The organism is Paraburkholderia sp. CNPSo 3281 (assembly GCF_024206515.1).
GTDB classification, from domain to species: Bacteria; Pseudomonadota; Gammaproteobacteria; order Burkholderiales; family Burkholderiaceae; genus Paraburkholderia; species Paraburkholderia nodosa.
The window spans coordinates 1-13,452 of sequence record NZ_JAMBPS010000018.1 but is presented as its reverse complement, the minus strand read 5'-3'; the positions used below and the strand labels follow the sequence as shown (position 1 = coordinate 13,452).

The following is a 13,452-nucleotide window of genomic DNA, read 5'->3' as shown; positions in this document are numbered from 1 at the left end:
GGGAGTGGATACGCTCTCTCCAGCGTCATCGGCCCTCGGACTTGCCGGAGGGGAACATGAAAAGCTCGGATGAAAAGTCTCTACGCTGTCAGGTCGAAAAATGGCTAGCTCCAGTACCAGCACTACCGGTTCACGTGATTGAGTTCGGTCGTACACGATGGGGCGGTAGTCGCTATGTGTACGTCGCGACCGCAGACGGGGCCAGAGCACTGTTCTTCTTTCGGCACGACGATGGTGCGTGGAGCGTTTGCCCGCCTGCTTCGGAGAGGAAGAAGGCGGCGGTTCGGCTACCCGCCCCGGGGCACCCTGGGGCTTCCGTGTCTGAATTTTTCTGACTTCACAGGCGCACAGCAGTATCGAACTTCGACGGTCAGGTGGGACTGCTGCTTGAATCGTTAGTCAACTGTACCGCCGTAAGAATGTAGGCAAAACTATAACGTTCGCTAACTAGCCCTGGCGTTTCACCATTATCGCCGTGCCGAATTGCCGCGGTAGCTTGAGCGCAGTTGAACCTACGCCTACTGATAGCGCAAGAGCTTTTCACGAAATGACGCGGTCTTCACATCGATATGTTGATGTCGAGGGCAATACGGCAATGGATGCGCGAGCGAACACAACCCAGCAACGAAGGGCCTATGCCATGTAGCACCTGCAGCGCGCGATGGCAAGGTTTGCGGATGCCAATGGCGCCGGCGAGAGCGCACTCCCTTTTCACGGCGCACGCCAGGGGCGGTCGTTGGAAGCTGCCGCGCAGTCTGGTCGCGACCCGACGTTCCGGTGGCTACGCCGCGCTTGTCCCGCGCTCTACGCGTGCCAACGCCAGCGCCAGCCGTACCCCGACCTCGGCATTGTGTTTCACGATCGCGATGTTTGTCGCGAGGCTGCGTCCACCTGTCAACGCCGTGATGCGCGCCAGCAGGAAGGGGGTCACGGCCTTACCGGTGATTCCTTTCGCAGTGGCCTCGTCGAGCGCCTGCTGAGTCAGCGCGTCAATCTCTTCGAACGTCATCGCTGCCGCTACCGGCACCGGAGTGCTCAACACCACACCGCCCTCGAGGCCGAGGTCCCACTTGGTGCGGATGAACCGCGCCTGCTCCGCCGGGTCGTCCAGCCTGAAGTCCGCGCGAAAGCCGCTGTCACGCGTGTAGTACGCCGCGAAATTGTCCTGTTCGCAACTGAGTACCGGGACGCCATGGGTTTCCAGGTATTCCAGTGTGAGCCCGATGTCCAGGATGGACTTCGCACCGGCACAGATTACCGCCACCGAGGTCTTCGCCAGTTCCTGCAGGTCGGCCGAGATGTCAAAGGTCTCCGGCGCACCCCGGTGTACGCCGCCAATGCCTCCGGTGACGAAGACCTCAATGCCGGCCAACGCGGCACATATCATCGTGCCAGCCACCGTCGTGGCGCCGGGCCCGCCTCCGGCCAGCACGGCCGGCAGGTCACGGCGGCTGACCTTATGTACCCGGTCCGAGCGGCCGATCAGTTCCAGTTCGTCGTCCGTTAGGCCGATGTGGATTCGCCCACCGATCAGTGCGATAGTCGCGGGCTCAGCGCCCGCGTCTCGGATCAAGGACTCCACTTCATGAGCAGTGCGAACGTTCTCCGGGTAGGGCATGCCGTGGGCAATGATGCTCGATTCCAGCGCCACGAGCGGCCGGCCGGCGGCCTGTGCGGCAGTCACAGGAGCGCTGCAGGTCAACCACGAGCGTGCAAGGTCCGTAACCATGTCGATGCCTCGTCAACTGAGCTGGTTTGCGACCATCCAACCCGAGCCGCCGCGCGGTATACCCGCGCTTACCTGAGACGCCCGCGAACGGGCGCAGCCAGAAGAACTGGTCTGGCGAGCATACCCCCGAATAGGGGTCGCCGCCCACGAGATTGCAGTTCAGGCGTTCGAGGTCCGCGGGTGAGTAGGCGCGCCGGCCCACGATCCTGGTGGCGAGCCCTGGCATCACCGTTTCGAGGCGCCGCTGGATGCGGTCGGCCACCTGCTCACGCACGGCCTCGGTCCAGCGGCCGTCCTGCGGGACCTCAATCTCGCCCGCGGCGTCCCCCGAGAGGCGTGACGGCATGTCCTGCATCTGCAGCCACAGGATCGCCGCGCCGTCTGGGGCGCGGCTCGGATCAACTGCGGGAATGATAGTCAGCAGGTCTTTCATAAGGCTCATTCCCGAAGAGAATCGATCGCTGGATAGAAGTGACCGAACTACACGTTGAGCTCGACGAATGGAATCAACTAGCACAACTAACGGATCACCTAAAAGTCCGCTACGGGATGAGGAAGCGACGTTCGAGTGACTATCCGCGTAAAGTCGAAGGACCGTTCCTGGTCGAAGGGCCGCAACGACTGTTGCGCCTTCAACCGGGCGATCCCGCGCCAATGCCGGACTTCCGTAGCCGCCCCGTATGCCTGCCGTTACACCATCACAGGAACTGCCGCGAACGACCTGTAAATGCAAATCAAGGGACGAGTCGGATAACAGAGACGGTGTGGGATTTCCAGCGAGCATGTTGCCGAGGATCACGCTCCAGGAGAATGCGCGACCTCATAGCTGCGCAAGCCATCGTCACGCGAGGTCATTCCGACATAGCCCAGTTCGCGACGTGCCGCAGCATCGCTCACACTGAATTCCTGCCCGATCATGCGCACCATTGAACGCGACAGGGGCGGGTCGCTGTTTTTCCGCCGAATGGCCCAGACGGCATCCATCAACCGCCCTGAGGCTGAGGCCAGCCAGTAGGGCATCGAACGCAGTTGCCTGACGGAAAGACCCTGCACGCCTGCAATTAAAGCGATGAACTCGCGGAACGTTTGCGTCTGCTGATCCGTGATGAAAAAGGCGCGACCACCTTCGCCGCGTGTCAGCGCGCACTGGACGGCTTCGACGACGTTATCCACGTGGCAAGTGGAGAACGCATAGTCACCACCGTCGATGAAAGCGAACTGGCCTGACTTGATAGCACGGGGGAGTTCGCGGCTGAACGGATCACCCGGCCCCCAGAGTGCCGGCGGGCGCAATGCGATGGTGCGAAAACCCGGCTTGTTGGCAGCCAGCACGATCTGCTCGGCCTGCGCCTTGCTCGCCAGATAGGCCGAAAAGTGCTGCGTAAAAGTAGGCGCGCTCTCGTCTGCATGACGGATGGGCGAACCGGATTCGTCCATGATGACGCCTGCCGCGCTGATATGAACGAAACTCGCCACGCCAGCTTGCTCTGCCGCTGCCAGCAGTCTCGCGGTGCCATCCACATTTGCGTGAAAGAACGGCGCGCGCGGTCCGGAGAAGCGAAACATGGCCGCCGCGTGAACTACGGCATCAAGCGCGGGCAGTACCAGAGGCGCGCGGTTTTCCAGATCGCCATCGACAGGCTGAGCGCCCAGTTCCTGCACCCTTTCACGGGACGACGCCGAGCGCGCAAGCGCAAAGACCTGATGGCCTGCCGCTGCGAGTGCGGGGAGCAAGCGGCTGCCGAGCAGGCCGGAGCCTCCAGTGACAAGGATTTTCATGGTCGTTCAGCCTTTCGTATCCGTTGTGTCTGTTGTCAGAATGGCGCGCATGGCGTTCTCGCGGATGTCCTCGAGAACGGCGGACGTGGGTGCCGCCGCATGGCGCAGTTGCGCCGTGACATAGAGCAGAGAAGCTGCGTTAGCCGACGCCCACATCACGTCCGCCGCGACTTCCACCGCGAGCGCGAGCCGCCCCTCGGCGGCGATGGCAGAAACGCGCTCGATGAGGAGTGCGAAAGCTTGCTGGGCAGCCGGTATCTGCGCCCCCTGCAGAACACGTCCCAACATCGCCGCGTAGAGTCTGGGCCGTGCGGCTGCGAAGCGCACGTAATCGTCCCAGCCATCGCGCAGGACGGTCACGGGATCGGGCGATTGCGCGGCTGCATTTTTGCTTTCCAGAAACTGCGCGAACGCCTCCGCCATCGCGGCGCTTAGCAGACCGTCGGCGCTGCCGTAGTGGTGATATAGCGTCGGCGCGGTGACTCCCGCCAGGGAGCAGACCGCGCGCGTCGAAAACTGCGCCTCGCCTTCTTCTTCGAGAACTTTCAGCGCCGCAGCAAGCAGGGTGGTCCGTGTATCCATACCACCAATATAACACCGATATAGATGATTGTATAGCGGCGATATAGCCCGGCGTGTGGGTGTTCTTTGCAGGGGGGAGCGGACAACCCCAGAAGCAGCTCGAGCTGTCATCCATCGACTCAGGGAACGCTGCTGCCGCACTTGCTGGCTTCGAAGATGTCTTGCGCACAAAGCCATTTGTGTGTGGCCGGAGTTCAGGCCGGTAACGCGGCGATCGCCTTGGGTGCGGTGGTCGTGCTCAGGGATGCTTGTGCTCAGTCCGTCGATTCCAGCAATTCCACCTCACGAATCCGAGCTGATCAGGACCGCTCCACTGCGATCCGCCCGCTCGATGTGCGCGATCGCCTCGATGAACCGGGACAGATCGTAGTCGGCCTCCAGCTCGAATTGTTCGGGCGCCGCGCGGCCGATCTCGATCGCCTCCGCCACGTCCTCGCGGCGCTGCTCGGCCGACGTGGTCTGCAGCCATCGCGAGCTCGAAACGCCCTTGAACATGATCTCGTGATGCGCCAGCTGGACGGACGGGAGTGCAATGGGCTCCGGCACGAGTCCGCCGTAAAACAGCAGGGCCCCGCCGTCGCCGAGCAGCCGGACAAGATCGCTCACCATCGCGCCTCCTATCGGATCCATGACGACCTGAAGCGGCCGCCCACCTGCGGCCCGGCGGACCTGGTCGGCCCAGTCCGTATCGGCCGTCGAAACCACGGTCAAATCCGGAAACCGCTCGGACAGGGCGTTCGCGCCGTTTCTGCTGCGTACCGCGCTTACGACCTTCAAGCCACGCCGGCGGGCGGCAACCGCGAGGATGCGCGCCACGGAGGACCCGGCAGCGGTCAGCAAGATCGGCGTCTCGCACCCTGCGTCCGGCACTGCCTGTTTTGCGGCACGTAGCAGCATGAGGGCGATCACCGTGTTCGGGAGCAACTGGGCAGCGATGGCGTCCGACAGGTCGTCCGGGATGGGCGTCACCAGTTCGACGCGCGTCTTGAGACGCTCTGCCCAGGCGCCCGGGCTGGGATAGAAGATCACTCGTGCACCCGGCTTCACGCTCTGTGCGGGGCCCACAGCTTCGCCCACGGCTTCGACGACGCCTACGCCATCGCCTCCCGGCACCACGAAGCCGTCTGCCGGAAGCGGGATGTTGAAGCGCCCGCGGACCATCGCCAGGTTGCCGGGATGGATGCTGCGTCTGGTCACGCGGACCACGACCTCACCGGGTCCCGGCGGCGTCGGATCGGGAAGGGTCCTCAGTTCGAGGACTTTCGCTGGGTCGCCGAACGCGGTGAGAACGATGCCTTTCATGCTTTCACTCCAGGTTGAGAGGGTGTGGAGCGAAGATAGGCCCTTTGTTGCGCCGCGATTAGTGGGTATTCTTTTGTTTCCGCTTCAAGCAATCGTTGAAGATCGTCGACCCATATGGAAACGTTGGCAAACCTCGAATCCTTCGTACGGGCGGCGGAAGGCGGCAGCTTTTCAGAGGCGGGGCGCAGGCTGGGGCTGACCGCTGCGGCGGTCAGCCGAAACGTGGCGATGCTCGAACGCAACCTGGGCGTACGGTTGTTTCAACGCTCGACCCGCAAACTCACGCTCACGGAAGCCGGCGAGCGGTTCCTGGTTTCGATCGACGGTAATCTCGATGCGCTCCAGGCCGCCATTGCCGAGGCCGCAGCCCACAACAGCGAGCCGTCAGGCGTCTTGAAAGTCAGCTTGAGTCCAACGTTTGGCGTCACGCATATCCTGCCTTTGCTGCCGCCTTTCCTTGCAAGGTACCCGCGAATCAAGCCGGAATGGCACTTCGAGAACCGGCCCGTGGACCTGATCGCCGAGAACTACGACGCCGCCATCGGCGGTGCCTTCAATCTCGCCCCCGGTCTCGTATCACGCGCGCTGGCCCCGGTGCATATCGTCGCCGTGGCCTCGCCGGCCTATATGTCCGGTCGGTCGCTGCCGGCCGATCCTTCGGGACTCGCTGCATACAACGGCATCGCCATGCGCTCGCCGCAAACGGGGCGAATTCGCCGCTGGATGTTCCGGAATGGCAACGGTATTGAGGTGCCGGGAACGTTCACGGAAACCATCGTCGTGAATGATCCCGCGGCGATGCGCGAGGCCGCGCGTCTTGGCCTGGGCATGTCGTTGATCGCGTTGGTCGATGTGCTGCCCGACCTGGAGCGCGGAGATCTGATTCGGCTGCTGCCGGACTGGTACGCGGACGCCGGCACAATTTCGCTCTACTACGCATCGCGAACGCTCATTTCGGCCAAGACACGTGTTTTTGTCGATTTCGTCGTTAGCGCCTTCGAGAGCAAGCGAATGGACCACTTCAAACCGTAGCGGAATAGCGCCCGGGGCAATACATGTCGCGAACGCAAACATCCGCAACCGTTCATTCGCCGCTCGACGGTCGAAGCTCCGACCCAGCCATGTAAGCCATTCGTCGAGCTCAACGTGTAGTTCGGTCACTTCTATCCAGCGATCGATTTTCTTCGTGAATGAGCCTTATGAAAGACCTGCTGATTATCATTCCCGCAGGCAGCCAATACTCTACATCCGTCATTCATCAGCAGACGGAAGTTTCCAGCTTGCGTTTGGATCCACGCCAGCTGACGATCTCCGATCCTGCAGGGCAGTGGCTGGCGTTAATGGCTGGTTTAATTTTTACCTTGAGTCGACCCGATGCGATCAGGAATCCAAATGATTTCCCTAATTTTGACGCGTCATAGCGTGAAACGCTGAAGCATTTATGGAATGCCAGAAAAAGACTCGACTAGCTTCAACATAATACGGTGCCGTGCGGTCGACATGAACCGGGTCCGCCTCGTCGACCCAGAAGGCAACACCGTCAAACGCGGCGAAGCGGGCGAGCTGTTGCTGCGCGGTCCGAACATGTTCGTCGGCTACTGGCATGGGCCCGGACACATCGACGACGCACGCAAGGATGGCTGGTGGGCCACGGGCGATGTGCTGAGACAGGACGAGGCCGGCGATTTCTGGTACGTCGCCAGAAAGAAAAACCTGATCGTCCGTGGCGGGTCGAATATCTCGCCAGTCGAAGTTGAGGACGCGCTGCTTGTCCATCGCGGCGTGCGCGAGGCAGCGATAGTCGGTGTGCCGGATGCCGTCCTCGGTCAGCGCGTAATCGGTTTTGTTGAACTGACCGAAGCCGCGACGCAGGTCGAGGAAGTATTGCTCGACCTGTCCACCCGGGTTGCGAGCGATGACAAGTTGCCGCGCAATTCGTTAGGCAAAGTGGACCGGGGCAGGCTGAAATCAATCGGCGAGCATCTGGACAGTCGGCACGCTACGTAAAGCTCGTTTTTGCCATGTCAGTCGGGTTACTATCGACTGCTACTGCAGACCCTCTGCCACCACGGCGCGCAATACATCGATTAGCAACGACGTCGACGCGCTCGGCGGCCTTCCCACGCGAGTGACGATGCCGTAGGGGCCGAGCTTGCGCGGTAGCGGCACTGGAAGGATATGCAGCAAGCCCATGCGGGCATGAAAATCCGCCACTGCCATCGGCACGACGGCGATCAGGTCGCTCCCGGGCAGCAGTGACGTCGTCATCAAAATTGCCGCCGTCTCGATCGTGCTCTGCGGCGGCGTAACGCCTGCGTCCGCGAAGGAGCGGTCGATCAACGCCCGCATCGGGCTCGGCCGGGGCTGCAGAATCCAGGGATAAGTCGCCAGTTCGGCAAAGCTCGGGGCGCTCTGGTCGATCAGCGGGTGATCGCATCCCACGACCACGGCAAGCCGCTCGTCGCCCAGTTGCTCGAAAGCCAGATGGCTGGAATCCCAACCCTCGGGCACGCGACCCAGCACCAGATCCAGTTGATCCCGCTCGAGTAGCGGCACGAGCACGTCGCTGGTGTCGACCTGGACCGTCATGTTCAGCCGCGGATGATCGCGCTTGAGCCGCCGGATCACCTCCGCCATCAGCACCGGCGTGGGCGCCATGACCGCGCCCACGCGCACCTTGCCTACCTTGCCCGTTTCGAGCGACGCCAGCTCGTCGCGAAGATTCGCCATGTCCGAGAAAACCAACGTGGCGTAGCGCGTGACGGCCGTGCCGAAGCGCGTGGGCCGCAGGCCGCGTAGATGCCGGTCGAACAGCGTGACGCCCAGCAGCGCTTCCATGTCCTGCAGCATTTTTGTCACTGCCGGCTGCGTGAGCGAGAGCGCGTCCGCCGCCTGACGCAACGAACCACGCTCCTCGATCGCGAGCAGCAGACGCAGGTGCTGCATCTTCAGGCGGCTCTGGAGGCTCGTGACTGGCGGAATCGTGGAAGGGCTGAGGCGCACGGGGCTGACGCAGAGGAAGGAGACACAGCCGGACAGCCGGATGGCGTCCCGCGGCAGGGTATATCAATAATTGTTATCACGACATAGAAAAACGTCAATGGATTTTATCGCCTCCCCCTCATATATTTTCCCCCAATCAGGCCCCTGCGCCAGTTTCGAGCCAAAACGTAGACGTCGCCACCGGGCACGAGCCCGCGCCGCGACGCGTATCCGGAGACAGTCCACATGCTTTTGAGCCCCGTCGCCAGCCCTGCGTGCAATGCCGCCATCCGCAAGTGCCTTTTGCGCTTGCTGCCGTTCCTCGTGCTGATGTACGTGATTGCCTTTATTGATCGCGCCAACGTGGGCTTCGCCAAGGCGACACTGCAGACCGATACGGGGTTGTCAAACGCCGCATTCGCGTTTGGAGCCGGCATCTTTTTCATCAGCTACGCGATCTTCGAGGTGCCGAGCAATCTGGCGCTGCACCGCTTCGGCGCGCGACTGTGGATGTCCCGCATCATGGTGACGTGGGGCATCGTTTCGGCGGGCATGGCCTTCGCGCACGACGCTACCACCTTCTACGCGCTGCGCGTGCTGCTCGGCGCCGCCGAGGCCGGCTTCTTCCCCGGCGTGATCCTTTACCTCACTTACTGGTTTCCGAAGCACGTTCGGTCGCAGGCCATGGGGGTCTTCTACTTCGGCTTGCCGCTTGCGCTGGTGCTGGGAGGCCCGCTGTCCGGCTTTTTGCTTCAGTTGCAGGCGCCGTTCGGTCTGAAGCCGTGGCAGTGGATGTTCGTGGTGGAAGGGTTGCTGGCTTCGATCGTGGGCGTGATCGCGTTCTTCTATCTGAACGACGGTCCCGACAAGGCAGACTGGCTTGCGGACGACGAGCGCCGCGCACTAACCGACGCGTTGTCGCAGGAGGACGCGGCCAAGCTAAGCCACGGCCCGGCGACGCTGCGCGACATGTTCCGCAGCCCTCGGCTCGCCGCGTTTTGCCTCGTATATTTCACCGTGCAGATGAGCGTATACGGCGTCGTGTTCTATCTGCCCACGCGTATTGCCGAACTCTCTGGCGGCAAGGTTGACCTCGCCGTGGGGCTGCTCACCACCATTCCCTGGCTTTGCGCACTCGGCGTGACCTGGTGGGTCACGCGTCTTGCCGACCGCACTGGCACGCACCGCGGGCTGGCCGCGCTCATGCTGGTCTGCGCCGGTTGCGGTATTGCGGCTTCGGCGCTCTCGTCGAGCCTCGTGCCCGTCATCGTCGCCTTCTGTTTCGCAGCGAGCGGTTTCGTTTCCGTGCAGCCGCTGTACTGGACTTTGCCTACCAACTACCTGGGCGGCGTGGCCGCGGCGGGCGGCATCGCGCTCATCAACTCCCTCGGCAATGTCGGCGGCTTCGTCGCACCGAACCTCAAGACCTGGACCGAGCAGGCGTTCGCCGACCCGCGCGCTGGCATGTTGAGCCTCGCGTGCGTCGCCTTCGCGGGCGCCGTGATGCTGATGTTGATGCGTCGCGCGTCGCACACGGCGCAGCCGCAGGTGCGATCGGCGACCACCTGAAAGAAGGGCGCGCCCTGGCAGGTGCGCGCCGACGACGAGGCCACCTGGCAGGCCCTGCAGATTGCATGCCGCATGGATGCGGCGCGGCGCAACTAGCCGCCAGGCACCGGCGGCGCATCACGTAACAGTCGCCGTAGCTGTCAATGACGACGACGATCCCATTTCTCAACCTAAGTACTCCTGAGAACGCTTATGAAGATCAAATCAGTACGTGCCCGCCTCTTTCAATGGAAGGGCAAGACCGTGCCGCCGCGAGGCAACTTTTGCTCCAACGCCATGGACCTGCTATATGCGCCGCAGGAGACCATGAGCACGTTCCGCTTTCATTCGTGGACCGTGGTCGAAATCGAAACCGATGACGGCATCGTCGGTCTCGGCAACGTGGCGCTCGCCCCGGCCATCGCCAAGGCGATCATCGATCAGTACCTTGCGCCGCTCGTGATCGGCCAGGATCCGTGGGACTACGAGTACCTGTGGCAGCGCATGTATCGCAGCACCCACGCATGGGGCCGCAAGGGCGTGGGCATGGCCGCCATCTCGGCGGTCGATCTCGCCATCTGGGACATTCTCGGCAAGTCGGTGGGTAAGCCTGTCTTCAAGCTGCTGGGCGGACGCACCAAGGAAAAGATTCCCTGCTACTACAGCAAGCTCTATCGCACCGACCTCAAGGAAATGCAGAACGAGGCGCAGAAGTATCTCGATCAGGGCTTTGCCGCCTTCAAGATACGCTTCGGCTACGGGCCGGCTCACCTGCAACACGGTGTGAAGGAAAACCTCAAGTCGGTCGAGGCGATCCGCGAGGTGATCGGCTACGACAACGACCTGATGCTCGAATGCTACATGGGCTGGAATCTCGAGTACGCGAAGCGCATGTTGCCGAAGCTCGAGAAGTTCGAACCGCGCTGGCTCGAAGAGCCGGTCATCGCCGACGATATCAACGGCTATGCAGAACTGAATGCGGCGTCGAGCATTCCCATTTCGGGCGGCGAGCACGAATTTACGCTCTACGGCTTCAAGCAACTGCTCGAACAGCGTGCAGTGAGTGTCGTCCAGTACGACACGAATCGCGTGGGCGGCATCACTGCTGCGCACAAGATCAATGCGCTGTGCGAGTCGTATTCGGTTCCCGTGGTGCCGCACGCGGGCCAGATGCACAACTACCACCTAACGATGAGCTCGGTCGCTTCGCCGATGAGCGAATACTTCCCGATGTTCGACGTCGAGGTTGGCAACGAACTGTTCTATTACATCTTCGACGGCGAGCCCGTTGCCGACAACGGCTTCCTGCAACTGCGCGACGACGTGCCGGGCCTCGGCCTCACGCTGAAGACTGAATTCCTCGACCAGTTCGAGATCATCGAGTAAGGGTGCGTATGCCAGGCTTTTCGAACCCCCGCTATCGCGGCATTTTCCCGGTCGTCCCGACCACGTTCCACGAGGACGGCACGCTCGATCTCGCAAGCCAGAAGCGTTGCGTCGACTTCATGATCGACTCGGGTGTGGACGGGCTGTGCATTCTCGCGAACTTCTCCGAGCAGTTTCTGATCTCGGACGAAGAGCGCGAGGTGCTCACGCGTACGGTGCTCGAGCACGTCACCGGCCGGGTGCCGGTAATTGTCACCACCACGCACACAAGCACGATGGTGTGTATCGAACGCAGTCGCCGCGCGCAGGCAATGGGCGCGTCGTTGCTCATGGTGATGCCGCCGTACCACGGCGCGACGTTCCGCTTTCCCGAAGCGCAGATTCAAGCATTCTTCGAACGGATTTCCGACTCGGTTGGCATTCCCATCATGATTCAGGACGCCCCGGCGGCCGGCACACCGCTTTCCACGCCGTTCCTTGCACGCATGGCGAAGGAGATCGAGCACGTCGCGTACTTCAAGATGGAAACCGCCGGTGCCGCGTCGAGGTTGCGGGAATTGATCCGTCTTGGCGGCGAAGCGATCGAAGGGCCGTGGGACGGTGAAGAAGGTATCACGCTGCTGCCGGACCTTGACGCGGGCGCCACCGGCTCGATGACGGGTGGCGGTTTCGCCGACGGCATTCGCCCGGTTATCGAGGCATATCGCAAAGGCGATCAAGACGCCGCGTTCGCGCAGTACCAGCGCTGGCTGCCGCTCATCAACTACGAGAACCGGCAGGCCGGCTTCCTTACGGCGAAGGCGCTGATGAAAGAGGGCGGTGTGATCGCGTGTGAGGCGCCGCGGCATCCGTGGCCTGCGCTGCATCCCGAGGTTCGTCGCGGCCTCATCGACACGGCGCGGCGCCTCGATCCGCTCGTGCTGCGTTGGGGGAAATGAAGCCGTGAGCCAGTTCAGGAATCTGATTAATGGAGAATGGCTTGCCAGCGAGGCGGCAGCCCGCAACGTCAACCCGAGCGACCTTTCGAATGTCATCGGCGAATAGCCGATGTCGCCGCCCGCCACTTCGAGTCTGCCCGAGTTCGATCCGAGCGCGCGAATGCGTCAGCGCTCAGTGGCGCGATGGGCGCTCACCAAAGCGTGGTATATCCGATTTCGGTTCGACTTCCGGCGGCTGGCCAGCCGCCTGACGCTGCGCGGAAGCTTCACGATCGAAGCGCTGGCTATCCATCGTGGTTCGACGCTCCTTAACGAGCGCTCGGCGTAGTTTCGACTTAAACATGGGCTAGTTCCTTGTGACCGGCTTAGGCGATCTCAAGGTACAGGGAGAAACCACTGGCGCGCAACACTTTCAATGCAAAGCGCCGGCGCTCGCGCAACGCAATCCAGATGCGGGCCGACATTCGCCTGCGAAACTTGCAGCGAATATGGCTAAGTGACTGATTCTTAGGGGGCGTTTGCGTCCAGCGTTTGGAAGGTCACCTGGACGGGTGCTGGTAATTTTTACAGTGCGGCGAAAGCGCGCTTGGCGTGGGACGCGCGTTGCCTGCAAACCCTCATGGTGTAAGGAGTCGGACGGCCAGGTCGATTTTCCAGGACAGCTTTATTTGCGAAGATTCGCGAGAACAAGTTTGTTTGAACAGGCTTCGTTTGCCAATCACGAATCATCTGGTTGCTCGCAAACGAATTCTGGTCCACGAGCAACCGATACCGTCATTTCTACGGTGCAAGATAACTAAAGCATCGAAGAGTTCTTCAACGCTCGTTTCGAGCGATAGTCTTCGTTTGCCCCGACGGAGCGTTCTGGGCAATGTCAGGGCGGATACCCCAACACGGGTCAATCTTCGCGTACGATCGCCCTCGGTCGACATGCTTCCTTGCTGTGCCTGATCTCAAGGCGGACCGTAGCCCCTACCGCGTAAGCGGTTTAGTGTACGCCCGTGATGGCGTGCCATTTGCAGGGTGCAAGTCCCTGCCGGAGTTGGCCACAGCTCCGTAGCTGAAGGTAACTGCGTCGTCGTGAGACGGGGTGGGGAGTAACCGGAGGCGAACTGTCGGTCCGTAGGCTAACGAACCTGTTTCGGCGGAGTATCGCGGCGAGCCTGCACTAAAGTGGCGAAGCCTGGAAGTAACACAGCACGCTGT

General features: G+C 62.0%; 13 protein-coding genes and 1 pseudogene. 8 read left to right on the top strand and 6 right to left on the bottom strand.

Annotation, left to right across the window (positions count from 1 at the left end):
- Positions 1 to 56: 56 nt before the first annotated feature.
- Complete coding sequence (locus tag M3I56_RS19000; RefSeq protein WP_254355301.1) at positions 57 to 335, top strand: hypothetical protein; 279 nt, start codon at positions 57 to 59, stop codon at positions 333 to 335.
- A gap of 446 nt (positions 336 to 781) precedes the next feature.
- Here the strand turns inward: M3I56_RS19000 and M3I56_RS18995 are convergent, their stop codons facing one another.
- The 5 genes and pseudogenes from M3I56_RS18995 to M3I56_RS18975 form a co-directional block, all read right to left on the bottom strand.
- The gene (locus M3I56_RS18995; protein ID WP_254355300.1) at positions 782 to 1,729 is read right to left on the bottom strand and encodes a pseudouridine-5'-phosphate glycosidase; all 948 of its coding nucleotides are present in this window, start codon (positions 1,727 to 1,729) and stop codon (positions 782 to 784) included.
- Between the two features lie 58 nt (positions 1,730 to 1,787).
- Positions 1,788 to 2,135, bottom strand: a pseudogene (locus M3I56_RS18990) (NAD(P)/FAD-dependent oxidoreductase); the annotation flags it as partial.
- A gap of 389 nt (positions 2,136 to 2,524) precedes the next feature.
- Positions 2,525 to 3,508 (bottom strand): NAD(P)-dependent oxidoreductase, encoded by a 984-nt coding sequence (locus tag M3I56_RS18985; RefSeq protein ID WP_254355299.1) that lies wholly within the window; start codon positions 3,506 to 3,508, stop codon positions 2,525 to 2,527.
- Between the two features lie 6 nt (positions 3,509 to 3,514).
- Positions 3,515 to 4,201 carry a TetR/AcrR family transcriptional regulator gene (locus tag M3I56_RS18980; protein ID WP_254355298.1) on the bottom strand — a complete coding sequence of 229 codons (687 nt, stop codon included), beginning with the start codon at positions 4,199 to 4,201 and terminating at the stop codon, positions 3,515 to 3,517.
- A 171-nt stretch (positions 4,202 to 4,372) separates the two neighbouring features.
- Positions 4,373 to 5,392: a zinc-binding dehydrogenase gene (locus M3I56_RS18975; RefSeq protein ID WP_254355297.1), complete on the bottom strand. Its 1,020-nt coding sequence runs from the start codon at positions 5,390 to 5,392 to the stop codon at positions 4,373 to 4,375.
- A gap of 114 nt (positions 5,393 to 5,506) precedes the next feature.
- On the opposite strand from M3I56_RS18975, the gene M3I56_RS18970 reads away from it, so the two are divergent.
- The 3 genes from M3I56_RS18970 to M3I56_RS18960 all read left to right on the top strand — a co-directional run bounded on the left by M3I56_RS18970 (position 5,507) and on the right by M3I56_RS18960 (position 7,399).
- Positions 5,507 to 6,424: a LysR family transcriptional regulator gene (locus tag M3I56_RS18970; RefSeq protein WP_254355296.1), complete on the top strand. Its 918-nt coding sequence runs from the start codon at positions 5,507 to 5,509 to the stop codon at positions 6,422 to 6,424.
- Between the two features lie 167 nt (positions 6,425 to 6,591).
- Positions 6,592 to 6,813: a hypothetical protein gene (locus M3I56_RS18965; RefSeq protein ID WP_254355295.1), complete on the top strand. Its 222-nt coding sequence runs from the start codon at positions 6,592 to 6,594 to the stop codon at positions 6,811 to 6,813.
- Between the two features lie 25 nt (positions 6,814 to 6,838).
- On the top strand, positions 6,839 to 7,399 hold the full coding sequence (locus M3I56_RS18960) for a class I adenylate-forming enzyme family protein (RefSeq protein WP_254355294.1): 561 nt from the start codon (positions 6,839 to 6,841) through the stop codon (positions 7,397 to 7,399).
- Between the two features lie 39 nt (positions 7,400 to 7,438).
- Here M3I56_RS18960 and M3I56_RS18955 read toward each other — a convergent pair whose 3' ends face one another.
- Positions 7,439 to 8,338, bottom strand: coding sequence for a LysR family transcriptional regulator (locus tag M3I56_RS18955; RefSeq protein WP_254355398.1), 900 nt, complete (start codon positions 8,336 to 8,338; stop codon positions 7,439 to 7,441).
- Positions 8,339 to 8,620: 282 nt separating this feature from the next.
- Here M3I56_RS18955 and M3I56_RS18950 point away from each other — a divergent pair, with 282 nt between their 5' ends.
- The 4 genes from M3I56_RS18950 (at position 8,621) to M3I56_RS18935 (ending at position 12,574) form a co-directional block, all read left to right on the top strand.
- Entirely contained in the window at positions 8,621 to 9,943 is a 1,323-nt protein-coding gene (locus tag M3I56_RS18950) for an MFS transporter (protein ID WP_254355293.1), read from the top strand.
- 192 nt (positions 9,944 to 10,135) lie between these two features.
- Positions 10,136 to 11,308 (top strand): L-rhamnonate dehydratase, encoded by a 1,173-nt coding sequence (locus M3I56_RS18945; RefSeq protein WP_254355292.1) that lies wholly within the window; start codon positions 10,136 to 10,138, stop codon positions 11,306 to 11,308.
- A gap of 8 nt (positions 11,309 to 11,316) precedes the next feature.
- Positions 11,317 to 12,246, top strand: a complete 930-nt coding sequence (locus M3I56_RS18940) for a dihydrodipicolinate synthase family protein (RefSeq protein WP_254355291.1) — start codon at positions 11,317 to 11,319, stop codon at positions 12,244 to 12,246.
- Positions 12,247 to 12,355: 109 nt separating this feature from the next.
- Positions 12,356 to 12,574: a hypothetical protein gene (locus tag M3I56_RS18935; RefSeq protein ID WP_254344091.1), complete on the top strand. Its 219-nt coding sequence runs from the start codon at positions 12,356 to 12,358 to the stop codon at positions 12,572 to 12,574.
- Positions 12,575 to 13,452: the final 878 nt, after the last annotated feature.